This window comes from Phenylobacterium sp., assembly GCF_036501465.1.
Taxonomy (GTDB): Bacteria; Pseudomonadota; Alphaproteobacteria; order Caulobacterales; family Caulobacteraceae; genus Phenylobacterium.
Genome location: NZ_DASYAF010000147.1, coordinates 17,972 through 43,102, shown reverse-complemented (window position 1 = coordinate 43,102; position 25,131 = coordinate 17,972). Strand labels below are relative to the sequence as shown.

General features: G+C 69.5%; 24 protein-coding genes, 1 tRNA gene and 1 pseudogene. 15 read left to right on the top strand and 11 right to left on the bottom strand.

Annotation, left to right across the window (positions count from 1 at the left end):
* Positions 1-139 precede the first annotated feature (139 nt).
* From VGL85_RS16350 to VGL85_RS16340, 3 genes are read right to left on the bottom strand one after another with little or no spacing between them, the layout of a single operon-like run.
* Positions 140-583, bottom strand: a complete 444-nt coding sequence (locus VGL85_RS16350; protein WP_331590034.1) for a flagellar basal body protein — start codon at positions 581-583, stop codon at positions 140-142.
* Positions 583-924, bottom strand: coding sequence for a rod-binding protein (locus VGL85_RS16345; protein ID WP_414695286.1), 342 nt, complete (start codon positions 922-924; stop codon positions 583-585). The genes VGL85_RS16350 and VGL85_RS16345 overlap by 1 nt, the downstream gene beginning before the upstream one ends.
* Positions 924-2,045 carry a flagellar basal body P-ring protein FlgI gene (locus VGL85_RS16340; protein WP_331590033.1) on the bottom strand — a complete coding sequence of 374 codons (1,122 nt, stop codon included), beginning with the start codon at positions 2,043-2,045 and terminating at the stop codon, positions 924-926. The genes VGL85_RS16345 and VGL85_RS16340 overlap by 1 nt, the downstream gene beginning before the upstream one ends.
* A 216-nt stretch (positions 2,046-2,261) precedes the next feature.
* On the opposite strand from VGL85_RS16340, the gene VGL85_RS16335 reads away from it, so the two are divergent.
* From VGL85_RS16335 to VGL85_RS16325, 3 genes are all read left to right on the top strand, one after another.
* Complete coding sequence (locus VGL85_RS16335) at positions 2,262-2,696, top strand: flagellar assembly protein FliX (RefSeq protein WP_331590032.1); 435 nt, start codon at positions 2,262-2,264, stop codon at positions 2,694-2,696.
* A 91-nt stretch (positions 2,697-2,787) separates the two neighbouring features.
* Complete coding sequence (gene dksA / locus VGL85_RS16330) at positions 2,788-3,216, top strand: RNA polymerase-binding protein DksA (protein WP_331590031.1); 429 nt, start codon at positions 2,788-2,790, stop codon at positions 3,214-3,216.
* Between the two features lie 317 nt (positions 3,217-3,533).
* Positions 3,534-5,579, top strand: a complete 2,046-nt coding sequence (locus tag VGL85_RS16325; protein ID WP_331590030.1) for an NAD(+) synthase — start codon at positions 3,534-3,536, stop codon at positions 5,577-5,579.
* Between the two features lie 142 nt (positions 5,580-5,721).
* On the opposite strand, the gene VGL85_RS16320 is transcribed toward VGL85_RS16325, so the two are convergent.
* Positions 5,722-6,318, bottom strand: coding sequence for a TIGR00730 family Rossman fold protein (locus tag VGL85_RS16320; RefSeq protein WP_331590029.1), 597 nt, complete (start codon positions 6,316-6,318; stop codon positions 5,722-5,724).
* A 107-nt stretch (positions 6,319-6,425) separates the two neighbouring features.
* On the opposite strand from VGL85_RS16320, the gene VGL85_RS16315 reads away from it, so the two are divergent.
* Together VGL85_RS16315 and VGL85_RS16310 are read left to right on the top strand one after the other, a co-directional pair.
* A complete protein-coding gene (locus VGL85_RS16315; protein ID WP_331590028.1) occupies positions 6,426-7,214 on the top strand; it encodes a hypothetical protein in 789 nt (262 codons plus the stop codon).
* Between the two features lie 34 nt (positions 7,215-7,248).
* A complete protein-coding gene (locus tag VGL85_RS16310; protein WP_331590027.1) occupies positions 7,249-9,075 on the top strand; it encodes an ABC transporter ATP-binding protein/permease in 1,827 nt (608 codons plus the stop codon).
* A 109-nt stretch (positions 9,076-9,184) separates the two neighbouring features.
* Here the strand turns inward: VGL85_RS16310 and VGL85_RS16305 are convergent, their stop codons facing one another.
* From VGL85_RS16305 to VGL85_RS16295, 3 genes are read right to left on the bottom strand one after another with little or no spacing between them, the layout of a single operon-like run.
* Entirely contained in the window at positions 9,185-9,715 is a 531-nt protein-coding gene (locus VGL85_RS16305; RefSeq protein WP_414695285.1) for a GNAT family N-acetyltransferase, read from the bottom strand.
* 32 nt (positions 9,716-9,747) lie between these two features.
* Positions 9,748-12,966, bottom strand: coding sequence for an efflux RND transporter permease subunit (locus VGL85_RS16300; RefSeq protein WP_331590026.1), 3,219 nt, complete (start codon positions 12,964-12,966; stop codon positions 9,748-9,750).
* A gap of 24 nt (positions 12,967-12,990) precedes the next feature.
* Positions 12,991-14,058: an efflux RND transporter periplasmic adaptor subunit gene (locus VGL85_RS16295; RefSeq protein WP_331590025.1), complete on the bottom strand. Its 1,068-nt coding sequence runs from the start codon at positions 14,056-14,058 to the stop codon at positions 12,991-12,993.
* 255 nt (positions 14,059-14,313) lie between these two features.
* Between VGL85_RS16295 and VGL85_RS16290 the strand changes: the two genes are divergently transcribed.
* On the top strand, positions 14,314-14,754 hold the full coding sequence (locus VGL85_RS16290; RefSeq protein WP_331590057.1) for a VOC family protein: 441 nt from the start codon (positions 14,314-14,316) through the stop codon (positions 14,752-14,754).
* A 182-nt stretch (positions 14,755-14,936) separates the two neighbouring features.
* Here the strand turns inward: VGL85_RS16290 and VGL85_RS22185 are convergent.
* A pseudogene (locus VGL85_RS22185) lies at positions 14,937-15,005 on the bottom strand (DUF559 domain-containing protein); the annotation flags it as partial.
* Between the two features lie 422 nt (positions 15,006-15,427).
* On the opposite strand from VGL85_RS22185, the gene VGL85_RS16285 reads away from it, so the two are divergent.
* Together VGL85_RS16285 and VGL85_RS16280 are read left to right on the top strand one after the other, a co-directional pair.
* Positions 15,428-16,531 carry a redoxin domain-containing protein gene (locus VGL85_RS16285; RefSeq protein WP_331590024.1) on the top strand — a complete coding sequence of 368 codons (1,104 nt, stop codon included), beginning with the start codon at positions 15,428-15,430 and terminating at the stop codon, positions 16,529-16,531.
* A 108-nt stretch (positions 16,532-16,639) separates the two neighbouring features.
* Entirely contained in the window at positions 16,640-17,401 is a 762-nt protein-coding gene (locus tag VGL85_RS16280) for a hypothetical protein (RefSeq protein ID WP_331590023.1), read from the top strand.
* Positions 17,402-17,417: 16 nt separating this feature from the next.
* On the opposite strand, the gene VGL85_RS16275 is transcribed toward VGL85_RS16280, so the two are convergent.
* Positions 17,418-17,493, bottom strand: a tRNA-Asn gene (locus tag VGL85_RS16275).
* A gap of 353 nt (positions 17,494-17,846) precedes the next feature.
* Between VGL85_RS16275 and VGL85_RS16270 the strand changes: the two genes are divergently transcribed.
* A complete protein-coding gene (locus tag VGL85_RS16270; RefSeq protein ID WP_331590022.1) occupies positions 17,847-19,259 on the top strand; it encodes a Mur ligase domain-containing protein in 1,413 nt (470 codons plus the stop codon).
* 60 nt (positions 19,260-19,319) lie between these two features.
* Here VGL85_RS16270 and VGL85_RS16265 read toward each other — a convergent pair whose 3' ends face one another.
* Positions 19,320-20,624, bottom strand: a complete 1,305-nt coding sequence (locus VGL85_RS16265; RefSeq protein ID WP_331590021.1) for an acyl-CoA dehydrogenase family protein — start codon at positions 20,622-20,624, stop codon at positions 19,320-19,322.
* Positions 20,625-20,760: 136 nt separating this feature from the next.
* On the opposite strand from VGL85_RS16265, the gene VGL85_RS16260 reads away from it, so the two are divergent.
* On the top strand, positions 20,761-21,759 hold the full coding sequence (locus VGL85_RS16260) for a phosphotransferase family protein (RefSeq protein WP_331590019.1): 999 nt from the start codon (positions 20,761-20,763) through the stop codon (positions 21,757-21,759).
* Positions 21,756-22,115 (top strand): DUF6285 domain-containing protein, encoded by a 360-nt coding sequence (locus tag VGL85_RS16255; protein WP_331590018.1) that lies wholly within the window; start codon positions 21,756-21,758, stop codon positions 22,113-22,115. The genes VGL85_RS16260 and VGL85_RS16255 overlap by 4 nt, the downstream gene beginning before the upstream one ends.
* Here VGL85_RS16255 and VGL85_RS16250 read toward each other — a convergent pair.
* Positions 22,112-22,399, bottom strand: a complete 288-nt coding sequence (locus VGL85_RS16250) for a hypothetical protein (RefSeq protein ID WP_331590017.1) — start codon at positions 22,397-22,399, stop codon at positions 22,112-22,114. The genes VGL85_RS16255 and VGL85_RS16250 overlap by 4 nt on opposite strands.
* Before the next feature lie 88 nt (positions 22,400-22,487).
* On the opposite strand from VGL85_RS16250, the gene VGL85_RS16245 reads away from it, so the two are divergent.
* The 4 genes from VGL85_RS16245 to VGL85_RS16230 all read left to right on the top strand — a co-directional run bounded on the left by VGL85_RS16245 (position 22,488) and on the right by VGL85_RS16230 (position 25,007).
* On the top strand, positions 22,488-23,471 hold the full coding sequence (locus VGL85_RS16245; RefSeq protein WP_331590016.1) for a helix-turn-helix transcriptional regulator: 984 nt from the start codon (positions 22,488-22,490) through the stop codon (positions 23,469-23,471).
* A 41-nt stretch (positions 23,472-23,512) separates the two neighbouring features.
* Positions 23,513-23,668, top strand: coding sequence for a hypothetical protein (locus VGL85_RS16240; RefSeq protein WP_331590015.1), 156 nt, complete (start codon positions 23,513-23,515; stop codon positions 23,666-23,668).
* A gap of 170 nt (positions 23,669-23,838) precedes the next feature.
* Positions 23,839-24,267 (top strand): response regulator, encoded by a 429-nt coding sequence (locus VGL85_RS16235; protein WP_331590013.1) that lies wholly within the window; start codon positions 23,839-23,841, stop codon positions 24,265-24,267.
* 20 nt (positions 24,268-24,287) lie between these two features.
* Positions 24,288-25,007 carry a response regulator transcription factor gene (locus VGL85_RS16230; RefSeq protein ID WP_331590012.1) on the top strand — a complete coding sequence of 240 codons (720 nt, stop codon included), beginning with the start codon at positions 24,288-24,290 and terminating at the stop codon, positions 25,005-25,007.
* Positions 25,008-25,131 lie beyond the last annotated feature (124 nt).

Here is a 25,131-nt window from a genome sequence, read left to right as displayed (position 1 = left end):
TCGCGCCGGAAGCGCCAAGGAGGGCATTACCGCCGGTGGGGACTTTCACCCCGCCCTGAGAACGTAGATCGCCGGAAACGCTCCGACGACGGGCGCAGGCTAACGCCGTCCGGGTCGGCGCGTCAAACGGTTGTTTGAATCAGGCGCGTTTGTTGAGTGTGATGGCCACCGCCGCACCGGCGGGGCTCTGGACGCCGTTGGCGCCGTAGCTGACGCCCTTGTGCCGCTGGCTGGCGACTTCCTCGGCGATGGCGCGGACCAGGCCCTCGGTGACGGTCTTGGCGGCGCCGACGGCGCGGGCCTGGCGGGCGAGGACCGCGTCGAACGCCTCGGTGGAGCGCACCAGGCGCAGGCGCAGCTCGCGCGGCGCGGCGGCGACCAGCGCAGGCGCGCCCCGCACCCGCGCCGATTCGTGGCGGTAGAGGTTGGCGAGCCGGCTCACCTCCTCGCCGAACGCCAGCGCGTCCTGCGGGCGGCGGGCCTCGAAGCACTTGGCCTGCTCGGCGACCAGGCCGGTCAGCCGGTCGGTCAGGATGATGAGCTGTTCGACCCGCGCGCGGGCGTCGTCCGGCGTGGCGCTCATCAGTGCAGGCCCTGCATCTTGAGCATCTCGCGCTGCACGGCCGACGCCAGGCCGACGCCGCCGTTGGCGACCATCTTCTTGGCCATGGCCTCGGCCAGGAAGGACTTGAACATCTGGGCGCCGTCGCCGCCGCTGAACGCCTTGTCGACGCCTTCGTCCTCGTGCTCGAACATCTGGCCGATCATCACCGACAGGAACGAGGCCTCGAACTTGTTGGCGGTGTCTTTGATCTGGGCGCGCTTGGCCGCTTCCGAGGCGCTCATCTGCGGGCCAGTGGTCCCGGGAAGGCTCGGGGCGGTCAGCAGGCTGGTCGGGACGACGGCGGCTGAGAGGTCGCTCATCACTGCACCTCGATTTCGGCCTGCAGGGCGCCGGCGGTCTTGATGCTCTGCAGGATGGAGATCATGTCGCGCGGTGTGACGCCCAGGGCGTTGAGACCGGCGACCAGGTTGGACAGCGACGCGCCGGCTTTCAGGGTCACGAATTTCTTGCCCTTCTCCTCGTCCACCGAGACGTCGCTCTGCGGCACGATGGCGGTGGTGCCCTTGGAGAAGGCCCCGGGCTGGCTGACCTGCGAGCTCTCCTTGACCGTGATGGTCAGGTTGCCCTGCTGGATGGCGACGGTGGAGATCCGCACCGCCTCGCCCATCACGATCACGCCGGCCACCTCGTCGATCACCACCTTGGCCGGGGCGTCGACGTCGACGGTCAGGTTCTCCAGCTGGTTCACGAAGGCCACCATGTTCAGGCCGGCCGGCGGGCGGATCGCGACGACCGCGGCGTCCTGCTGCTGGGCGCAGCCGGGGAAACGGGCGTTGATCGCCTCGGCCACGTGCTGGGCGGTGGTGAAGTCGGGATTGCGCAAGGTCAGGCGCATGGTCTGCATGTTGACCAGGTCGAAGTGGGCGTCCGTCTCCATGATCGCCCCACCGGCGATGCGGCCGGCGGTCGGCACGCCTTTCGAGACCGTGGAGCCCGAGGCGCCCGAGGCGCTGATCGAGCCGGTCTGCACCGTGCCCTGAGCCGAGGCGTAGGCGTCGCCGTTCGGCGCGGAGAGCGGAGTCATCAGCAGGGTGCCGCCCAGCAGGCTCTTGGCGTCGCCCATCGCCGAAACCGTGACGTCGAACTTGGTGCCCGGCGTGGCGAAGGGCGGCAGGTTGGCCGTCACGATCACCGCGGCCATGTTCTTGGTGTTCAGCGTCAGGTCGGCGGCGCGGGTGTTGAGGCCCGACCGCTCGAGCATGTTCTCGAGGCTCTGCTTGGTCTCGGCGTTGTTGCGCAGGGCGTCGCCGGTGCCGTTCAGGCCGACCACGACGCCGTAGCCGATCAGCTGGTTCTCGCGGACGCCCTCGAAGTTGACGATATCCTTGATGCGCGACTTGGCGGCGGCCGGAATCGCGGCGCCGAAGGCAAGGCCCAGGGCGGCGAGCGCGATGACGATGGAGCGGAGGGACAGACGCATGGAGTCCTGACGAAGCTTCTTGGCGTTCGTCCCATGCGAGGCCCGTGCCAGCTCAAGGAGGCCGGAATCTTCAAGGAAAACAAATGCCGGCCATGAGCCTTTACGTCGGCGTCGGATGCCCGGCGGCAGATTTTGCCCGGCATTAACCATGCTGCAAGCGTTGCAGCCGAGAACAGGGTCCAAGTGGCTTAGAACTAGAGGGATCAGGCGCTCAGCATGAAGGTCACCGGCCCAAGCGGGATCGGATCGTCCTCGGGCGCTGCGCCGTCGCGCCCGGCTGCGGGCGGCGATGGGTTCCATATCGCCACGCCCGGCCCGGCCGCGGGCGCCGCACAGGTGGCTTCGAGCGGCGCGGTGCGCGGGGTGGTGGGTGTCGACGCCCTGATCGCCTTGCAGGAACTGGGCGGGCCGCTGGAGCGCAAACGCCGCGCCGTGCGCCGTGCGGGCCGGATCCTGGACGTGCTGGACGAGATCAAGGTGGGCCTGCTGGAGGGCGAGATCGGCGGGGCCGACCTGGACCGCCTGCGCCGCGCGATCCGCGACGAACGCGAACTCACCGAGGATCCCGCACTGGAAGCGGTGCTGGACGATATCGAGCTGCGGGCCGCCGTGGAAATGGCCAAGCTGGAGCAGGCCTCCCGTGCGGCGTAAACGCGCGTAACCACACCGCAGCGTTGAAACCACTGTTTTCTTTGCTATAAGCGCCGCGCGTGTCGTCGGAGTCAGGGGCTCGGAGTTGTCGATGAAGGCGTCAGCCGCGTTGGTCGAGAATTCGACTTACAGTCCTTCCGAGGACGAAGAGTTCATGAATGAGCGGCAGCTCGAATATTTCCGGCTGAAGCTGCTCACGTGGAAAGAGGACATCCTCCGCGAATCTGGAGAGACCCTCAAACATCTACAGAGCGAAACCGAGAATCATCCGGACTTGGCGGATCGCGCCTCGTCGGAGACCGACCGCTCACTTGAACTGCGCACGCGCGATCGTCAGCGCAAGCTGATCTCCAAGATCGACGAGGCGCTGCGCAGGATCGAGGACGGCAGCTACGGCTACTGCGAGGAGACCGGCGAGCCGATCGGCGTCGCCCGCCTCGACGCGCGGCCCATCGCCACCCTCAGCCTCGAGGCCCAGGAGCGCCACGAGCGGCGCGAGCGCGTCCACCGCGACGACTAAGATCGTTAGCGTCCTCCTCCCCTTGTGGGAGGAGGTGTCAGCCGGAGGCTGACGGAGGTGGGGTCGCGCCTGCCATCCGTGAATGACGCCAATTCTGCCAACGCCGAGAGTCCCAGAGACCCCACCTCCGACCCGCTCCGCAGGCCACCTCCTCCCACAAGGGAGGAGGCCGATCAATGACTCGCCACCTTCCCCTATGGGGAGAAGGATTTTTGCCATTTCTCAACGCTCCACCTATATATGCTCAAAGTGAGCATTTCTCCCGGGCGGCAAATCGGTCGTTGATGCGGGGATGACCTGACGAGGGGCAGCCACTCGTGAGCCGACCGTTCCACGCGATCCACAGTCACGGCTTCGTGCGCGTCGCCGCCTGCACGCCGGCGCTGGCGGTGGGCGACCCGGGGTTCAACGCCGCCGAGACCCTGGCCTTGGCGAAACAGGGCCACGCCGAAGCCTGCGACCTGATGCTGTTCCCCGAGCTGGGGCTTTCCGCCTACGCCATCGACGACCTCTTGCTGCAGGACGCCCTGCTGGAACGGGTCGAGGCCGAGATCGCGAGCCTCGTGGCGGCCAGCGCCGACTTGGCGCCGGTGCTGATCGTCGGCGCCCCGGTGCGCGCGACCGGCGCGCTCTACAATTGCGCGGTGGTGATCGCCCGGGGCAGGATCCTCGGAGTCACGCCCAAAAGTTTCCTGCCCAACTATCGGGAATTCTACGAGAATCGCTGGTTCGCACCGGGCGCGGGCCTGGGCGGCCTGACGGTCCGGCTGGCGGGGCAGGAGGCGCCGTTCGGGACCGACCTGGTGTTCGAGGCGGCAGACCTGGCCGACTTCAGCTTCGCCGCGGAGATCTGCGAGGACCTCTGGGCGCCGGCCCCGCCGTCGACCCGCGCGGCGCTGGCCGGCGCGCTGATCCTCTGCAACCTCTCGGCCTCCAACATCGTGGTCGGCAAGGCCGATGACCGCGAACTGCTCTGCGCCTCGCAGTCCATGCGCTGCCAGGCGGCCTACCTCTATTCGGCGGCAGGGCCGGGCGAGAGCACCACCGACCTGGCCTGGGACGGCCAGGCCTCGATCCACGAACTGGGCAAGCGGCTGGCCGAGACCGCGCGCTTCCCGGCCCACGCCCAGATGGCGGTGGCCGACATCGACGTGGAGCGGCTGCGGCTGGAGCGGCTGCGCACCCCCACCTTCAACAACGCCGCCGTCGCGGCCGGGCGGCCGGAGGCCAGCTTCCGGCGCATCCGCTTCGAGCATCGCCCGGCGTTCGAGGACGTGGGCCTGATCCGCCCGCTGGACCGTTTCCCCTTCGTGCCGTCCGACCCGGCGCGCCTCGATCAGGACTGCTACGAGGCCTTCAACATCCAGGTGCAGGGCCTGACCCAGCGCCTGCGCGCGACGAAGTCCAAGCACATCGTGATCGGCGTCTCCGGCGGCCTGGACTCCACCCATGCCTTGCTGGTGGCCTGCAAGGCGTTTGACGCGCTCGGCAAGCCGCGGTCGGACATCCTGGGTTTCACCATGCCGGGCTTCGCCACCAGCGAAGGGACCAAATCCAACGCCTGGGCGCTGATGAAGGCGCTGGGCGTCACCGGCGCGGAGATCGACATCCGCCCCGCCGCCAACCAGATGCTGGGCGACATGGGCCACCCCTTCGCCAAGGGCGAGGCGGTCTATGACGTGACCTTCGAGAACGTCCAGGCGGGCCTGCGCACGGACTATCTGTTCCGCTTGGCCAACCACAACCGCGCCCTGGTCGTCGGCACGGGCGACCTGTCGGAACTGGCGCTCGGGTGGTGCACCTATGGCGTCGGCGACCAGATGAGCCACTACAACGTCAACGCCTCCCTGGCGAAATCGCTGATCCAGCACCTGATCCGCTGGGTGGTGAAGACCGGCCAGCTCGAGAAGGCGGCCAGCAAGACCCTGCTGGCGATCCTCGACACCGAAATCTCGCCGGAACTGGTGCCGGCCGACGCGACGGGGGCCATCCAGTCCACCCAGGCCAAGGTCGGCCCCTATGAGCTGCAGGACTTCAGCCTGTTCCACATCACCCGCTATGGCCTCAGGCCTTCCAAGGTGGCGTTCCTGGCCTGGCACGCCTGGCGCGACGCCAAGGCTGGCCCCTGGCCGCCCAACTTCCCGGAGGAAGCGCGCCACCAGTACGACCTCGCCGAGATCAAGGCCTGGCTGAAGCTGTTCCTGTTCCGCTTCTTCGAGATCAGCCAGTTCAAGCGCTCGGCCGTGCCCAACTCGCCGAAGGTGATTTCCGGCGGCGCCCTCTCGCCCCGCGGCGACTGGCGCGCGCCCTCCGACGGCACGGCGCGGGTGTGGCTCGAGGAACTGGAGGCGAACGTCCCCTGACACCCTCCCCTAATGGGGAGGGACAGATCGCGCGGCGATCAGGGTGGGGAAGTCTGCTTCATTTGCTGAGTTCAGCACTCCGGCCGACACGTCCCCACCCGACCTCGTTTCACGCGGCCACCCTCCCCATTAGGGGAGGAGGTCAGCTGATCGCGGTCAGCAGGTTCGCCTTGCCGGCCGGGGCGCCCTTGTACAGCGACGGCACAACGGCCTCGATACGGTCGACCACGTTCCAGGCGCCCATGAAGCTGGGCGGGGTCAGCTTGGCGTCGACGGTGTGCTGGAACAGCTTGAACAGCGGCTCCCAGAAGTTGTCGGGGTTGTAGAAGACCACCGGGCGGGTGTGCAGGTCGAGCCGGCGCCACGACAGCAGCTCGACGATCTCCTCCAGGGTGCCGATGCCGCCCGGCAGGATCACGAAGCCGTCGGATTCCTCGAAGAACTTCTGCTTCCGCTCGTGCATGGAGCGCACGATGATGTGCTCGACGACCTCCAGGGCCCGCTCCTTGCCCACCAGGAAGTCCGGGATGATCCCCAGCACCTTGCCGCCCGCCTCGTGCGCGCCGCGCGCGCACGCGCCCATCAGCCCCACGCCGCCGCCGCCATAGACCAGGCGCAGGTCGGCCGCCGCCAGGGCGGCCCCCAGGTCGCGCGCGGCGGCCAGCCAGGCCGGCTTGGCCGCGTCGGAAGAGCCGCAGAACACACAGACGGACTTCAGGCTGTTGGGCGCTTCGCCCATCGATTGGATCTCCCAGGAAAGCTTGGGGCGGAATCTCACGCGCGCTTGTCGCGGCGCGGCGAAAGCCTGATTAGCTAGGCCCAGGGTTAAGGAGTTTCAACCGAACCGTGACTTTCCGGATCCTTGCGGCGCGTTTCGCCCTGGGCGGGTTCGCCCTCGGCCTGCTCGCCGCCTGCAGCGAAAAGCCGTCGGCAGCCGCCGACAGCGACACCACCCAGGAGGCGGGCTATCTCGCGCCGCCGCGCGTGGAGACGGTGCGCCCCGGCCCCGGCGGGGTGACGCTGAGCGGGATCGCCGCGCCCGGCGGGCAGGTGCGCCTGGCGACGCCCGCGGGCCAGGTGCAGTTCGCCCCGGCCGACGCCAGGGGCCATTGGACCGTGGTCCTGCCGGCTTCGGCCCAGGCGCGCATCTTCGGGCTTTCGGCCACCACCCACGGCCGCTCGGCCCAGGCGGAGGGCTACCTGCTGGTCACGCCGTCGGGGCAGGGCGCCCTGCTGCGCGCCGGCGCGAGCGCGGTGCGGATCGATCCCCCGGCCAAGCCAGGCTTGCGGGCCGTCGACTTCGACCGCGGCGGCGGCATGGAGATCAGCGCCGGCGTGGCGCCCGGCTCGGTGGTGACGATGCTGATGGACGGCCGCCAGATCGCCCAGGGCCGCGCCGACTCCGCCGGCCGCTATCAGGTCAGCCTGGGCGGCCAGACGCCGGTCAAGCCCGGCGCGCATCGCATCCAGGTTTTCGGCGACGGCTACGCCCTGATGGACCAGGCCACGGTGCAGGTCTCGGCCGCCGCGCCCCTTGCGGAGGGGCCCGTGCGTAGCCAGCTCACCTCCGCCGGCCTTCGCGTCGACTGGTTGACGCCCGGCGGCGGCGTGCAATCCACCCTGCTGGTCCACTGACGGAGCTTTCGCCCTGGCTTTCGCCCACCCTGGAATGGCCGGACGGTTCGGCGGCGCGCCCGCCGCGGCCGGGGTGAAGTTCGACTTCTGGCGCTCCATGGCCGACCTGGGCCGCCTGGTCATGCGCTCCGGCGCGCCCTGGCTGCGCCTGCGGATCACCGCGGCGCTCGGCCTGGTGATCGTCGGAAAGTTCGCGGGCGTCTGGGCGCCGGTGGTCATCGGCGACGCCATCGACGGGCTCAAGGAAGGCCTGGGCGGGATCACCAGCGCCGCCCTGCCCATGGGCTTCGTCCTGGGCGCGGTGAGCTATGCGGGCCTGATGCTGCTGGCCGCCTGGGTGCCGTTCGTCCGCGACGCGATCTTCGCGCGGGTCTCGCAGGCGACCATGGCCAAGGCGGCGGTCGAGACCTTCCGCCACGCGCTTTCGCTGTCGATGGACTTCCACCAGTCCAAGCAGCTGGGCGCGCTGTCGCGGATCATCGACCGCGGGTCGCGCTCGACGGACTTCCTGATCCGCAGCGTGGTGTTCAACATCGGCCCGACCGCCATCGAGCTGATCATGGCCATGGCGGTGTTCTGGACCAGGCTCGGCCTGCGCTTCTCGCTGACCACGCTGGCGACCATCGTCATCTACACCGTGGTCACCTTCCGGATCACCGACTGGCGGCTGTCGCACCGGCGCGAATGGGCCGAGGCGGATTCCCGCGTCGCCGGGCTCTCGGTCGACGCCCTGATCAACTACGAGACGGTCAAGACCTTCGGCTCCGAGGTCCGGGTGGTGGAAGGCTACAGCGGGGCCATGGACCACTACGTCGACGTGGCGGTGCGGGCGAACAATTCGCTGAACCTGCTGAACGCCGCCCAGTCGCTGATCCTCAACGTCGGCCTGGCGATCATGACGGTGATGGCCGGCGCGGCGGTGTCGCACGGGACCCTGCGCATCGGCGAGATCATGATGGCGGTGCTCTTGCTGCGCGGCCTCTACCAGCCGCTCGGCATGCTGGGCTTCAACTACCGCGAGATCCGCCAGGCCTTCATCGACATGGAGCAGATGGTGGAGCTGCGCGCGGTCGACCCCGACATCGTCGACGCCGCCGACGCCCGTGAGCTGCCGCCGGAAAGCGGCAAGGGCGCTTCGATCGCCTTCGACCACGTCGCCTTCCAGCACGACGCCCGCTCCGTGGGCCTGCGCGAGGTGAGCTTCGCGGTCGCGCCGGGGACCACCACGGCCATGGTGGGCCCGTCAGGCTCGGGGAAGACCACGGCCGTCCGGTTGGCCATGCGCCTGCTCGACCCGAAGCAGGGCCGGGTGCTGATCGACGGCCTGGACATGCGCCAGGTGAAGCAAACGGCCCTGCGCCAGGCCGTCGCCCTGGTGCCGCAGGACGTGGCGCTGTTCAACGAGAGCCTCTACGCCAACATAGCCTTCGCCCGGCCCGGGGCCTCCAACGACGAGGTCCGCGCGGCCGCCGAGGCCGCCGAGCTCGGCCCCTTCATCGACAGCCTGCCGAACGGCATGTCGACCCTGGTGGGCGAGCGCGGCCTGAAGCTCTCCGGCGGCGAGCGCCAGCGGGTGGGCATCGCGCGGGCCCTGCTGGCCAACCCCCGGGTGCTGATCCTCGACGAGGCCACCAGCGCGCTCGACGGCCCCACCGAGGCGGCGATCCAGGAGACCCTGCGCAAGGTCAAGGCCGGGCGCACCACCCTGGTCATCGCCCACCGCCTGTCGACCATCGTCGACGCCGACCAGATCCTGGTCCTGCGCCGCGGCCGCATCGTCGAGCGCGGGACCCACGCCGAGCTGCTGGCCAAGACCGGCGAATATGCGGCCCTGTGGCGCCGCCAGACCCGGGAAAGCTAGTTCAACCGTCATCCCCGGGCCTGTCCCGGGGACCCATACGCGCGGGCGGCGCCAGTCTTCCTGCGGCGGCGGAGTTCATGGGTGGCCGCGACAAGCCCGGCCATGACGGTCAAATGGATCTGCCCATCCGCACCAGCGGCACCGGCGCGCCGCCGCGCCGATCGACGATCTCCTCGATCGGCGCGAAGCCGTAGCTCTCGTAGAGCGGGCGGCCGGACAGGGTCGCCATCAGCTCCAGGCGGGCGAAGCCCTCGGCGCGGGCGGCGGCCTCGCACAGCGACAGGATCAGCCGGCCGACGCCGCGGCGCGCGAAATCGGGATGGGTGTACATGGCGCGGACCCGGGCCGCGTCGTGCGCCGGGTCCAGCAGGTCCGGATCGCGGCCCGGGGTGTGGTCGCCGCCATAGAGGGTGGCCCTGCGGCTCCAGCCGCCGCAGCCGGCGATGCGGCCCGCCTCCTCGACGATGAAGTAGGTGCGGTCGGCGACCAGCTGGCGGTCCAGGCCCATGATCGTGCGGCTGGCGGCGATCTGCTCGGGGCTCAGGAACCCCTTCTGCAGTTCGCCGATGGCGGCGTCCATCACCGCCTCCAGGGCCGGCAGGTCGGCTTCGAGCGCCAGGCGCGACGTCAGCCCGCTCAAACGCCTACTCCGCCGCCCTCATTCCGCGGCCCTCACTCCGCGGCCCTGGGGACTTCGTAGGGCTTCACCGGCTTGGGCGCCGGCGCGCCGCGCACCAGCCGCCACAGCCATTGGAAGCGGGCGGACATCACCTTCGGCGCGGCCAGCATCACCGGCGTCAGCATCAGGGTCAGCAGGGTCGAGAACGACAGGCCCCAGATCACGGCGGCCGACAGCTGCACCCACCATTCCGACCCCGGCGACTTCAGCTCGATATGGCCGTTGCCGAAATTGGGGCTGATCTGGAACATCATCGGCAGCAGGCCCGCCACCGTCACCACCGTGGTCAGCATCACCGGGCGGAAGCGCTGGGCGGCGGCGCGGACCGCCGCCTCGTCGGCCGGGAAGCCCTGGCGGCGCAGTTGGTAGAAGGTGTCCACCAGCACGATGTTGTGGCCCACCACCACGCCGAACAGCGCCACCACCCCGGTGCCCACCAGGATCACCGAGATGTAGTCGAAGGTGTGCAGGAAGTTCACCTCGATCCCCAAGATCACCCCGATGGTCGACAGGATCACCGCGAACAGGGTCACGACCATCCCGTAGAAGCTGTTGAACTGCCAAAGCAGGATGGTGCCCATCAGGAAGATGGTGGCCCCCGCGGCGCCCAGGAAGAACAGGATGGCGTTGTTGCCCTCCTCGTCGGCGCCGACGAACTTGACGTGAACCTCGGGGTCGAGCCCGGCCTTGGCGATCCAGGGCTTCAGCTGGGCGATCTTCTGGTTGGCGGCGACGCCCTTGACCGTGTTCGCCTGCACCAACACCAGCCGCTGGCCCTCGCGCCGCTGGATCTGGGAGACCTGCTGGGCCGGCACCTGCTTGACGAAATAGCTGGCGGGCACCGGGCCCGACGGCGTGGTGATCTTCAGCTGGTCGAAGGCCGCCACGGTGCGTGACGTGGCCGGGAAGCGGACGCGGATGTCCAGCTCGTCCTGAACGTCGTCGGGCCGGTAGCGGCCGACCAGCACCCCGTCGGTGAGGAACTGGATCGCCTGGCCCACCGACAGCACGTCGACGCCGTAGCGGCCCGCGGCCACCCGGTCGACGGCCAGGTTGTACTCGATCCCCGGCGAGGTGCGGTTGTCCTCCTGGTCGATGAGCTGCGGGTCGGCGGCGAACTTGGCCTTGACGATGTCGGCGGCCTTGTTGAGCGCCGCCGGGTCGTGGCTCTGGAGCTGCACCTGGATCGCCTTGCCGATCGGCGGCCCGCTTTCCGGCTCGCGCACCTCGATCTGCATGCCGGGCAGGTTGGCCACGCGGTTGCGGATTTCGGTGGCGACGTCCTCGCCGCTCAGGCCCAGCGCCTTGCGGCCCGCGTAGCTGTCGAACTGGACCTCGATGCGGCCCACCGTGTCGTTGGGCGGCGAGCCCGGCCCGCCGTTCGACAACACCCCGCCGGCGCGCACATAGAGATCCTGGACGCCCTTGATCCCCATCAGGCGAGCCTCGACCTGGCGGGTCAGCTCGTCCTGCGCCTCGGGCGACAGGTTGCCCCGCGCCTTGATGTAGACCGTCACCTCGTCGGGGTCCTGGTTGATGAAGAACTCGGTCCGGTGCGGCGTGACGATGAACCCGCCCAGGATGACGACGATCACCAGCAAGGCGGCGGCGCCCGTGCGCCCGGGATGGTGGCCCAGGTAGTCGAGCGATCGGGCGTACCAGCCCATGAAGCCGGTCATCTGGCGCGGATCGCCGTGCTCGGACTTCTCGATCTCGGCCAGGTGGGCCGCGTCCACCGCCGCGGCGCGCCCGAAGATCGAACCCAGGGCGGGCGTGAAGATCAGCGCCACGAAGATCGAGGCGCCCAGGACGAACAGCAGGGTGAGCGGCAGGAAGCTCATCATCTTGCCCACCACCGAGTCCCAGAACAGGAACGGCAGGAAGGCGGAAAGGGTGGTGAGCGTGCCGTTGACCACCGGCCAGAACATCCGCTTGCCCGCCGCGGCGAAGGCCTCGGCCTTGGGCATGCCCTCGGCCATCTTCCGATCGGCGTACTCCACCACCACGATGCCGCCGTCGACCAGGATGCCCACCGCCAGCACCATGCCGTACATGACCATCTGGTTGAGCGTCACGCCCATGCCGTGGATCATCATGAAGGCGATCAGGAAGCAGACCGGGATCGCCAGGCCCACCAGGATCCCCTGGCGGATGCCGAGGCTGGCCACCACGATCAGCATCACCAGCAGGCTGGCGGTGATGATGCCGCTCTGCAGCATGGTCAGGATGCCGCCGATGTAGTCGGAGGTGTCGTGGGTGTAGTCGACGCGGACCGTCGCGGGCCACTGCTTCTGTTCGTCTGCCACCACCTTGCGGACGGTCCTGACCGTTTCCAGGATGTTGGCCCCGTTGCGCTTGGTGACGTCCAGCGCCACCGCCGGCTGGCCGTTGAAGCGGGTGATGAAGTCCGGCTCCTTGAAGGTGCGCCGCACGCTGCCGATGTCGCCGATGGTGACCAGCTTGTCGCCGTTCTTCTTGATCGGCAGGGCCAGGATGTCGGCCGGTTTCTGCACCACGCCGGGGATCTTCATGGCGAACAGGCCCGCGCCGGAGCGCAGGTCGCCGGCCGGCACCAGCTGGTTGTTGCGCGCGATCACCGCCGACAGGTCGTTGGCGGTGACGTTGTAGGCCTCCATCCGCAGGGGATCGATGGCCACTTCCAGCATCTCGGTGCGCGCGCCGCTCTCGAAGGCCTCCTGCACGCCCGGCGAGCTTTCCAGCCGTTCCTTCAGGTCGCGGGAGATGCGCGCCAGCTCCCGCTCCGGCGCGGCGCCGTGCAGCACGATCTCGATCACCGGCTGGTCGGCGTAGCTCTGCTCCTCGATGTCCGGCGGCTCGGCGTCGGGCGGGAACCTGGCGCGCGCCAGGTCGACCTTGGAGCGGACGTCGTCGAGCGCCTTCTGCTTCGGGAAGTTGGGGTCGAACTCCAGGACGGCGACGGCCACGCCCTCGCGCGCCACCGCGCTCAGGTGCTTCACCCCCTGGATGGTCTGCAACTCGACCTCCAGCGGCTTGATGATCAGCCGCTCGGCGTCCTCCGGCGACACGCCGGGGAAGGGCACCGTGACGTAGATGTAGGGCAGGTCGATATCCGGATTGGCCTCCCGGGGCATCGACAGATAGGCGAACAAGCCGAACAGGCAGGCGATAACCGTGACGCCCAGGACGACCTTCCTGCGCTTGATGGCTCCGTCGATCAGGGCCCCGATCATCTGTCCTCTCCTGTCGCCTGGACGCTAGCGCGCCTGGGCGACCTGAACCTTCTGGCCATCGGCGACGTAGGACTGGCCGACGGTGATCAACTGCACCGGGCCGCTGAGGCCGGTGACCCACAGGCCCTGCGGCGTCTCCTCGACCACCTTGATCGCCGCGAAGGCCACGCGGCCGTCGGCCTGGACGTAGCGCACGCCCTGGCGGCCGGCGCTGTCGAGCACCAGGGCCGAGGTCGGCACCAGGTGCGCCGGGCCGGAGCCCGCGCCGATCTGCAGTTCCGCCGACAGGCCGGAGCGGATGTCGAGGCGGGGGTTCGGCGCGGTGACCTCCAGGTGATAGGTGCGGGTCTGCGGGTCGGCGTCGTGGGCGACATAGCGGATGTGGCCGGCGATGGTCTGGCCGCTGACCAGCTTGGCGGTGGCGGCCGCCCCGACCTTGACGGCGGCGGCCTCGGTCTCCGGCACGTCGCCGACGATCAGCATCGGGTCGATTTCGATCACCGTGCCGCACGGCTGGCCCGGCGCGAGATAGGCGCCGACCTCGGCCGCGCGCTGGTCGAACACGCCGTTGAAGGGCGCCTTGATGTTCACCTGGGCGAGCGCGATCTCGGCGGTGCGCACGGCGGCCTTGGCGGCGTCGAGGTTGGCCTGGCCCTGCAGCACCTGGGTGGGCGAGCGGTAGCCCTTCTTCGCCAGCTCCTCGTTCTGCTGCTGGGCCAGCACCGCCGACTGCTGGGCCGCGTGCGCCTGGTCCAGCGCCGCCTGGCGCGCGTCCACCGCCAGCCGGCAGAGCACCTGGCCCTGCTTAACGTAGGCGCCCTGCAGCACCGGGGTCTGGGCGACGACGCCGGCGGTCTCCGAGCGGACGACGACGGTGCGGGTCGCCTGGGTGCGGCCGCGCACCATGACCTCATAGGTGCGGATGGCCTCGGGGATCAGCTTGGCCTGGACGGTAGGCGGGCCGGCGGCCGGCGCCTTCGGCTTGGCCTGGGCCACATGCGCGCCGCCGCCGAACAGGCTGCGCGCGATGAAATAGACCGCGATCACCGCCACCACGACGACGACGAACAGGTATTGGGACTTCATCCGCATCGAGCCGGTCTATCCCCCTAGTCGCTCCGGCGAATCACGCCACCTGAAGTTTAGCGCCTCTCATGGTAGAGGCTTGCGCCGCTTGTGATGCCGCTGTTACGCGAGTTCAACCGAATTCACGGGCAGTTTGGCGCAATCGGCGTTTATGGGCCGTTCGCGCCGGGCTATTCAGGCGTCCGCTATTGCAGCACAGAAGCGCAGGCTTCGCCGCGTGACCCCGTGTCGCGCAGGCTCACGGCGCAAGGGATGGTTGAAGTGAAGTATCTGCACACCATGGTCCGGGTCACCGACCTCGACGCCTCGCTGGCGTTCTATTGCGACAAGCTGGGGTTGTCGGAGGTCTCGCGCGTCGAGAACGAGCGCGGTCGCTTCACCCTGGTCTTCCTCTGCGCCCCCGGCGACGAAGCCGCCGCCAAGGCCCACAAGGCGCCCATGGTCGAGCTCACCTACAACTGGGACCCGGAGGCCTATGAGGGCGGTCGCAACTTCGGCCACCTGGCCTATGCGGTGGACGACATCTACGCCACCTGCGAGCGGCTGAAGGACAAGGGCGTCACCATCAACCGCCCGCCGCGCGACGGGCACATGGCCTTCGTCCGCTCGCCCGACAACATCTCCATCGAACTGCTGCAGGCCGGCCCGGCCCTGCCGCCCGCCGAACCCTGGGTCTCGATGCCCAACGTCGGCGCCTGGTAGCCGCGAAGGCCTGCTTTCGGCCAGCCCGCGACAAGGCCGGCTTCGACCCGTTGCGGACGTTTGGGGAGTCCGCCCCTCTCCCAGGCGCGGCAGCGCCGTGGGAGAGGCTGGGAGAGGGCGGCGCCGGCCGGCGGGACCACGCGGCATTGGACCCGAAGGTCCCCGATCCACGCTATCTGGCTGTTCCAGAACCGCAGCACCCGAAGGCCTCTGGCGCGGAGATCGTTGTCGCGGCGGGCGTCATAATCCACCCGCTCCGCGCCGGCCAACACGCCACAGCCCCCACTCGCCGACACCGGCTAAAACCCCCGCTCATCCCGGCGAAAGCCGGGACCCAAGCTGAGTCTGCAATCCTGCCGCCGCGCGCGCCGAGACCCCCTGCGCCCTATGGGTCCCGGCTTTCGCCGGGATGAGCGGGAGTCAAAGCCACGAACCCACGCGGAAGGCGGCCGGGGAAACCTGTCCGTGTGGTCCGTGTATTCCGTGGTTCCCCTTAGGGCGCGCCACCCGCGCCACCGCCGCACCCTTGGCGTCTTGGCGGTTCCTGAAGGCGTCTCCCGCTGCGCCCGCCGATCCGGGTTTCAATCCGCGACAGTCGCGACATCATCCTAACCTCGCGCTAAGCGATCCTGGCTAAGGCGGCTCAAGTTCGAGTCGTCGTCCGGAACTCTCCATGGGCCACATCCCGCAGGTGGGCGAACCCGCGCCGTTCTTCGCCGCCGCGACCGACGGCGTCGACCGCTACAGCCTGGACGTGGCGGCGGGGCGCTGGATCGTGCTGATGTTCTTCGGCACCGCCGGCCAGGCCGCGACCGCCGAGGGCCTGGCCCTGGCGCTCGAACGCCGCGAGCTGTTCAACGGCCGCGACGCCGCCTTCTTCGGGGTCAGCATCGATCCCGCCGACCGGGCCCAGCGGGGCCTGGTCAACTCCGACCCCGGCGTGCGGTTCTTCTGGGATTTCGACCTGGCGGTCTGCAAGCTCTACGGCGTGGCCGACGCGGCCAACCTGCAGCCCTGCCTGTTCCTGATCGACCCGGCCTTCCGCATCGCCATGAGCGCGCCGATCGAGGCGACTGCCGTGGTCCTCGACCGCCTGGCGCAGGAGCTGGCCGACGCGGCGGCGGCCGCCGAGCGCCAGAACGCCCCTGTGCTGACCCTGCCGCGGATCTTCGAGCCGGAGCTGTGCGCGGCCCTGGTGGAGTTCTACCGGATCGGCGGCCCGACGCCCTCCGGCTTCGCCAGGGACGTGGACGGCCAGACCGTCCAGCAGATCGACACCTTCCTGAAGCGGCGCAGCGACGTCTTCATCGAGGACCAGGCGGTGCTCGACGCCCTGCGCGAGCGCCTGGAGGCGCGGCTCTTCCCGATGGTGCGCCGCGCGCTGGGCTGGCAGCCGCAGCACATCGAACGCTATCTGATCTGCCGCTATGGCGAGGAGGAGGAGGGCTTCTTCTCCCGCCACCGCGACGACGTCACCGCCGGCACCGCGCACCGCCGCTTCGCCGTCTCCCTGAACCTCAACGACGGCTATGAGGGCGGCGACCTCTGCTTTCCGGAGTTCGGGCCCCGGCTCTATCGGCCGCCGCTGGGCGGGGTCACGGTCTTCGCCTGCGGCCTGCTGCACGAGGCGACGCCGGTGACCCGGGGCGAACGCTTCGTCTTCGTGCCCTTCCTCTACGACGACGAGGGCGCGAAGCTGCGGCAGAAGAACCTGGCCCGGGTCTCCGTCGACCTGCGCGGCAACCGCCAGCAGCGCCGGGCCGAGCGGCGGCGCTAGGCCGCCCGCATTTCGCGAGGCGTCCGCCGATCATCGCTGGGATCGACCAGGCCTGGCTCGCTTCCGGCCCGGCTGCGCTAGGCTGGCGGTCGGAAGGGGAGCGATTCCATGGCTTCACGCGGGCGATCGAACAGCCTGGCCCTGGCGGCCGCCATCGGCATGGCCGCCGGCCTCTGCGGCCTGGGCGTGCTCAGCCTGATCTACCAGGACACCGCCCTGCAGTGGGAGCCGGTCCCGGCGTCCTGGCCGCAGCACGCGGTGTTGGGCGCGCTGTCGGGCCTGGTTCTGCTGGGCGCCGGCGTGATGATGGCCATGAGCCGCTACCGCGCCCTGGGCGCGGGGATCGCCGGCGCCTTCATCGGCCTGTGGGTGCTGGGGCTGCACCTGCCGAAGGTCGTGGCTCATCCGGCCGACCTCACCTTGTGGCTGGCGGTCGCGGAGTGCGCGGCCATGGCGCTGGGCGGCTTCCTGCTGCGCCGCGAGATGCTGGCCGGGCCGGGGACGCTCACCGACATCGAACTTCGGCTGTTCGGCGCCTGTTGCGTGATGTTCGGCGTCTCGCACTTCGCCTACGCCAGGTTCACCGCGGGCATGGTCCCGGCCTGGCTGCCGGAGCGGCTGGGCCTGGCCTATCTGACCGGCGCGATCCACCTGGGCGTGGGCCTGGCCCTGGTGGCCGGCATCCGGCGGCGCTGGGCGGCGACGGCCGAGGCGTTGATGATGACGTCCTTCGTCCTGCTGGTGCATCTGCCGCGGGTGGCGGCCAAGCCCGGCGACCGCACCGAGCTCACCCTCCTGTTCGTGGCCGTGACGCTCACCGCCGCCGCCTGGATCGTGGCGACCTCGCGCACGGCGCTGAAGGGCCGCTAGGAGCAGGAAGGTTCGATGGCTCCCCGAGCAGGACTCGAACCTGCGACAAGTCGGTTAACAGCCGACTGCTCTACCAGCTGAGCTATCGGGGATCAGGCCGTCGAGGGTGGGGCCTATACGCTGGCCCGTCCGTCCATGCAAGCCGGCCAGGACCACAGGCGGAACCGGCGCGGCGCCGCACTCGAAAAAAGAGCCCGGCGCGAACGCCGGGCTACACAAAGTCGGTGATGGTGGGGTGTCTTCAAGGAAGACAGTGCGAGGTTGGACTCGTGTGGTTAAACGTCGGTTAACGCCGCGCGGGCTTCGAAAGGCGATCGTAAGGACGCTTAAGGCGCGACGCCTGCGGCGCCGGGTCCCGATTGGAGCGCGAGGGGCTCTGGGCTAGTCCTGGGGCGTCCGGGCGCGGCGGGCGAATCGACGCGCCCAAGCTCAACGGGTCACCAGGATGCGCATCCACTTCACGGGCATCGCCGGCGCCGGCATGAGCGCCGCCGCGGTGATGATGCGTGGGGCGGGCCATCAGGTCTCCGGCTCCGACGAGGACGTCTTCCCGCCGATCTCGACCTATGTGGAAGGCCTGGGCTTCCCGTTCTTCCGCAGGTTCGACGCCGCCAACCTGCCGGCCGATCTCGACATCCTGGTGCTGGGGACCAGCGCCAAGCTGGGCGGCGAGGCCAATCCCGAGGTGGCCGCGGCCCGCGCACGCGGGATCAAGGTGACCACCTTCCCCGAGCTGGTCGGCGAGGCGACGGCCGGGCGCGTCAACACCGTGGTGGCCGGCTCGTTCGGCAAGTCCACCTGCGCGGCGCTGATGGCCCATGTCCTGCGCCAGGCGGGCGTCGACGCGGGCTGGATGGTGGGCGCCATCTCGCCGTCGCTGCCGGACACCGGCCATTGGGGCGCGGCGGCCCAGGTGGTGCTGGAGGGCGACGAATACATCGTCTCGGCCGCCGACCGGCGCTCGAAGTTCGTGCTCTATCACCCGCGCGACGTGCTGCTGACCTCGCTGGTCCACGACCATGTCAACGTCTTCCCGACCTTCGCCGACTACCAGGCGCCGTTCCGCGAGCTGCTGCGCCTGTTGCCGGCCGACGGCCTGCTGACGGCCCGCGCGCATCCGGCGATCCGCGCCATCGCCGGCGAGGCCGCCAGCCGCATCGTCTGGTACGACACCGATCGCTGTGACGGCTGGTGGGCCGACGCGGTGGCCTTCGGCGAGACCACCCGCTTCGACCTCGTGCGGCCGGACGGCGGGCGGATCGCGCTCGCCACCACCTTGCTGGGCGCCCACAACATCGAGAACATCGTGGGGGTCTCGGCCTACCTCTTGGAGCGCGGCCTGGTGGCCGAGGCGCAGCTGGCGGCGGCCGTGGCGAGCTTCGCCGGCATCCGCCGCCGCCTCGATCGGCTCACGAGCGGCTCCGCTATCCCGGTGATCGAGGGCTTCGGCTCGTCCTACGAGAAGGCGCGCTCGGCCATCGAGGCCTTGCTGCTGCACTATCCGCACCGACCGCTGGTGGTGGTCTTCGAGCCGCACACCTTCTCCTGGCGCAGCGCCGACGCGCTCTCCTGGTACGACACCGTGTTCGAGGGCGTGAGCCGCGTGCTGATGCTGCCGCCGCCGACCCACGGTGCGGCCAGCCACCACCAGTCGAGCCAGGCCGACATCCTGGCCCGCACCGCCGCGGCCGGCGTCGATGTGCGTGGCGTCTCCGGGGCGGAGGAGACGACGCGCGCGCTCTCGGCGCTGCAGGGCGACGAGGTGGTGCTGCTGCTCTCCTCCGGCCCGCTGTTCGGCCTGCCCGACAGCCTGCCGCCGGTGTTCGACCGCCTCTACGGCGACGCCGCGGCGGCCTAGACCCTGATGGGTTCAGGCCGAAGCGGCCTGAACGCTGAATCAGGGTCTACATCTTTGAATCTAGGCCCCGATGCCCTGTTCCTTGAAGGCCCGGCGCTTGGGCCCGGCGTAGCCGAACAGATAGGCGGCGACCTTGCGGATCTGGATCTCCTCCGAGCCCTCGGTGATCCGATAGCGGCGGTGGTGGCGGTAGATGTGCTCGAAGGGCTTGTGGCGCGAATAGCCGATGCCGCCGTGGACCTGCATGGCCCGGTCCGCCGCCTCGCAGACCAGGCGGTTGGCCCAGTAGTTACACATCGACACCTTGTCGGAGATGGTCCGCTCGATCTCCTTGTGGTCCATCCGGTCCATCTGCCAGGCGGTCTTGCGGATCAAAAGGCGCAGCATCTCGGCCTGGGTCGAGAGCTCCACCAGCGGCCACTGGATCGCCTGGTTCTCGGCCAGCGCCTTGCCGAACGGCTTGCGCTCGCGGGCGTACTTCACGCTCTCCTCGATGCAGAAGACCGCCGCGCCCAGCGACGAGGCCGCCTGGCGGATGCGGTTCTGGTGCACGAAGCTCTGGCCGAGGCCCAGGCCGCCGCCGATCTCGCCCCAGTAGCTGTCCTCCGGCACCCAGACGTCGGTGAAGCTGACCCGCGGGTGGTCGGTGGGCATGTTGAAGGTCCACAGGTACTCCTCGACCTTCACGCCGGGCGTGTCGGCCGGGACGATGAAGCAGGTGATGCCGGCGGCGTCGCCGTCCTGGCCCGAGGTGCGGGCGAAGACCATGCAGTGGGTCGCCACGTGCATGCCCGTCGTCCACATCTTCTCGCCGCGGATCAGCCAGCCGGGCTTGCCGTCCTTGTCCTGGCGGACGGCGGTGGTCTCCATGAAGGTGGCGTCGGAGCCGTGGTTGGGCTCGGTCAGGCCGAAGCCGGTGCGCATCTTGCCGTTCAACAGCTTGTCGGCGTCGCGCTCGTACTGGGCGTTGGTGGCGAACGCCTTGAACATCAGGATGAAGGGGTTGTTGCCGACGATCGAGTGCTCGTTCTGCAGGTCGTTGTGCAGGCCAAGTCCCTTGGCCGCCAGGTGCTCGCGGATCACCGCCAGGTCGAGCTGGCTCCCGCCGCCGCCGCCCAGCTCCTTGGGCCAGCCGTAGCGCAGGTGGCCGGCCGCGTCGGCGCGCCTCCGCGCCTCGCCCAGCAGGGCTTCCCATTCGTGCTTCGGCAGGCCGCCGCGCTCCCAGTCCGTGCGTTCGTATTCGCGGCGGTGGTCGAAGAAGCGGATGTTGTCGTCCTCAAGCTCCAGCGGCTTGATCTCGCGCTCGATGAAGTCGTCCAGCTCCGCCAGATAGGCCACGAGTTGGGGAGGCAGGTCGAAATCCATGGGCTTCCTCTGGGTCGGTCTGGGGCGCGTTTGGACGGCTCTTGCCTCGACCTTAGCGCATCCGGGGCATTTACAAGCCGCCTGAACCGCTTCCTGATCGCCGGCGAGGAAGAGGCAACCGGGGTTCCGCAAGGTCATGACCGTCGACGTGCTCGCCGCGCTTCCGGCGCTGGCCCGCAGGCTGGGCGGCGAAGGCGCCGTCCTGGCTTCGGCCGAGCGGCTGTCGGGCGGGGCCAGCATGGAGACCTGGTCGTTCGCGCTGGAGGGCGCGGACAAGGTGCGCCGCGACCTGATCCTGCGCCGCCGTTCCGCGCCCTTCGACCCCGAGACCGCGCGCTCCACCAGCCTGGCGGCCGAGGCCGCGCTGATCACCGCGGTCCGCGCCCGGGGCGCGCCGGCCCCGCCGCTGGTCCACGTCTGCGATGAGGCCGACGGCCTGGGCGAGTGCCACGTGACCCAGAAGGTCGCCGGCGAGGCCCTCGGCCGCCGCATCGTTTCCGACCCGCGGTTCGAGGATGTGCGCCCGAAGCTGGCGGCCCAGTGCGGCCAAGTGCTGGCCCAGATCCACGCCACGCCGCCGCCGCCGCAGGCCGACCTCAAGACCTTCGACTTCCTGGCGGAACTGGCCCGCTACGAAGAGACCTACCGCGCCTCGGGCGCCGAGCGGCCGGTGCTGGAATTGGCGTTCCAGCACCTGAAGAAGCACGCGCCGCCGCCGGTCGACCCCGTGCTGCTGCACGGCGACTTCCGCAATGGCAACCTGATGATTCATCCGGAGACCGGCCTGGCCGCGGTGCTGGACTGGGAGCTGTCGCACATCGGCGATCCGGCCGAGGACCTGGGCTGGATCTGCGTCAACTCCTGGCGCTTCGGCCGTCCCGATCGGCCGGTCGGCGGCTTCGGGGACTATGCCGAGCTGCTGGAAGGCTATGAGGCGGCGGGCGGGACGCCGATGCCGCTCGCCCGGGTGCGCGCCTGGCAGGCGCTGGGCTCGCTGAAGTGGGGCGTCATGTGCCTGATGATGTACCTGAGCTGGGCGCAGGGGACCGAGGCCTCGGTCGAGCGGCCGATGATCGGGCGGCGCGTCTCCGAGACGGAGATCGACCTGGTCCACCTCTTGGAGGCCGGGCTGTGATCACCCATCCGCGCACCGAGGAGCTGGCCGAGGCCGTCGCCCGCTGGATCGACGCGATCCGCCCCGAACTCGGCCCGCGCGAGGCGTTCCTGGCCCGGGTGGCGGCCAATGTGCTGGGCGTGGTCGGCCGCGAGCTGACCCTGGGCCCCGCCGCCCAAGCCGCCGCGACCGAGCGCCTGACCGTCCTGCTCGACCACGGCGGCGACTATGCCGAGCTCAACAGCGAGCTCTGCCGCAAGCTGCGCGAGGGGACGATGGACGCCGCCACGCCCGGCCTGATCGCCGCGCTGAAGGCCAACGTCCTGGACCAGCTGGCGATCGACCAGCCGAACTACAAGCATGAGGGAAGCCGCTAGGCCGCCTCCAGCACGCGGATGATTTCGCTCTCGTCCTCGTCCCAGAGGACGGCGACATTGGCGGCGCGGCCGGCGAGCTTGCCGAGCGCTTTCTTCACCTCCGGCGCGCGCAGGCGCTTTTCGGACAGGCGCAGCAGGGTGCGGCCCGGGCCCTGGTCGGTGACTTCGTCGTGGTAGCGGAGCACGGCGTCGACCACCGAGCCGGGCAGGGCGGGGCGTTCGAAGGCGGCCGTCTCGATCGTGCTGGCGGCGAGGCGGGGACGGAAGCGGCGATAGGCGGACATCGTTCTGAACTCCGTTGCAGGTTTCAACGCGTTCAGGTCTGATCGGTCGCCACGACAGAATCGGACGTAGCGATGCGCTCCAATCCCAATGCGTCATGAAAAGGCCAGCCAGCTCTTGGCGCTGGCGCGGATGCTGGCCGCCACCGCCGAGGGCCTGACCCTCGACGAAATGGCCGAGCGCCTGGGCGTCGGGCGGCGGACGGCCGAGCGGATGCGCGACGCCGTGCGCGACGTCTTTCCGCAGCTGGAGGAGGTCGACGAACCGCCGACGCGGCGCTTCCGCATCCCGGCCGGCCTGGACGGCCTCTTCCAGGCGCCGACCGCTGAGGAGCTCGCCGCGCTCGCCGCCGCCGCCGAGGTCTTTGCCCAGCAGGGCGCCGTGGCCCGGGCCGGCGCGCTCAAATCACTCGAACAGAAGGTGCTGTCGGCCACCCGCGCCGCGGCGCGCCGCCGGCTCGCGCCAGACCTGGAGGCCCTGCTGCAGGCCGAGACCATCGCCGTGCAGGCTGGCCCGCGGCCGTTCGAGGACGAGGCGGTGCTGGCGGCGGTGCGCGAGGGCTTGCTGTCGCTGCGCGCCCTACGCTTCCGCTACGAGGGCGGCTCGCAGCCGGGGCGGATGCGCGAGGTGACGCCCTTCGGCCTGCTGTTCGGCCGCTCCAACTATCTGGTGGCCGACGAAGGGCAGGGGCCGCGCAACTGGCGCCTGGACCGCATCCGGGAGATCGCGGTCATCGACCGGCCCGCGGCCCGCCCGGAAGGCTTCTCGCTGCAGGACTACGCCGACGAGAGCTTCGGCATCTATCACGACGATACCGAGGACGTGGTGCTGCGCGCGACACCGGCCGGCGCAGAGGACGCCCTGCGCTGGCGCTTCCACGCCAACCAGTCGGTCGAGCCGCACGCGGACGGCGCGGTGGTCGTGCGCTTCCGGGCGAGCGGCATGCGCGAGCTCGCCTGGCACCTGTTCACCTGGGGCGACAAGATCGAGGTGCTGGCCCCGGCGGTGCTGAAGGCCACCCTGGCGGCGGAGATCGAGACCGCGCGGAACGCCCTGCGTCCGAAGTTGTCGTAGCTGCGGCCGATTGACTCTCCTCAACCTAGAGGAGGTCCCGAATGACCGTCATCGCCGACTACGCCCAGTTGTATGAAACCGAGATCCGACCGCGCAAAAAGGGCCTCAGGCGCCTGGGCGTCCTGGTCGTCTGGGGCCTGCTGTTCGTGATCCGGCCCCGACTGGCGCTCGCGATCTGGCACGAAAAATCCAGATAATTCAGTCCACTATACTTCAGATGAAAGAACGGGCGTGGCCGTAGCGGACGCTACGGTCAAGCTTCCACCACTCCTACGGGAAACCCCGTAGGTAGTCGCCTCAGGGTGATTCGGGCGAATCAGCGTGGTTAAAAGCATTAACCATAAGTCAACAGCTGGTTGTGCCGCCGATGACCGCCCTTCGCCTCGTTCCTCAGGACCCTAGCCGCGCCGGCGGCAAGGTCCTGTTGATCGACGACGATCCGGCGTTGCTGGACCTGATGGCCCAGGCCTTCACCCAGGCGGGCTATGTCACGCTGACGGCCACCAACGGCCGCAAGGGCCTGGGCCTCGTCGACAGCTATCAACCGGACCTGGTGGTGACGGACATCGTCATGCCGGAGATGGAAGGCATCGGCGCGATCCTGCAGATCAAGCGCAAGCCGCAGCCCCCGTTGATCATCGCGATCAGCGGCGCGGGCCCGGGCGGCCGGCGCGACTACCTGAGCTGGGCGCGGCATCTGGGCGCCGACGAGGTGCTGGCCAAGCCGTTCCGCACCTCGCAGCTTCTGGCGATCTCCGATCGCCTGATCGCAAAGAAAACCAAGCACTTAAACTGACTGGGCAAGGGAGCTGACCAATGCATATCCTTCTGGTGGAAGACAATCCTGTGGCGGCCAAGAGCATCGAGCTCAAGCTCGTCGCCGAAGGCCACAACGTGTTCACGACCGACATGGGCGAGGACGCCGTCGAACTGACCGGCATCTATGACTACGACCTGGTGCTGCTCGACCTCGACCTGGCCGACATGGACGGCCTGGACGTGCTGCGCGCCGTCCGCCTGAAGAAGATCCGCACCCCGGTCATCATCCTGACCGCCACCGGCGACATCGAGACCAAGGTGAAGGCGCTGGGCGCCGGCGCCGACGACTTCATCACCAAGCCGTTCCACAAGGCGGAGCTCGCGGCCCGCATCAACGCCGTCGTCCGCCGCTCGCGGGGCCATTCGGAATCGATCATCCGCACCGGCAACATCGCGCTCAACATCGACACCCGCACCGCCGAGGTCTGCGGCACGCCGGTCCACCTGACGCCGTCCGAATACAAGGTGCTCGAGCTGCTCTCCCTGCGGAAGAACTCGGTGCTGACCAAGGAGATGTGCCTTAACCACCTCTACAATGGCCTGAAGGAGCCGGAGGTGAAGATCATCGACGTCTTCATCTGCAAGCTGCGCAAGAAACTGGCCGCGGCCGCCCAGGGCGACAACCAGATCGAGACCGTCTGGGGCGGCGGCTACATGCTGCGCGACACCCCGGCGTCGCGCGAAGCCATCGAGCCGGCCCAGCCGCTCGCCGCCTAGTTCCCCCAAGTACCTCCCAGCCAGAGGGGCCGGCCGCCTTCGGGTGTCCGGCCCTTTTGCTGTGCGGGATCGGCGCTCAGCGGAGCCAGCACCTTCATCAGGGTGCGCATAAGGCCTATCAAGG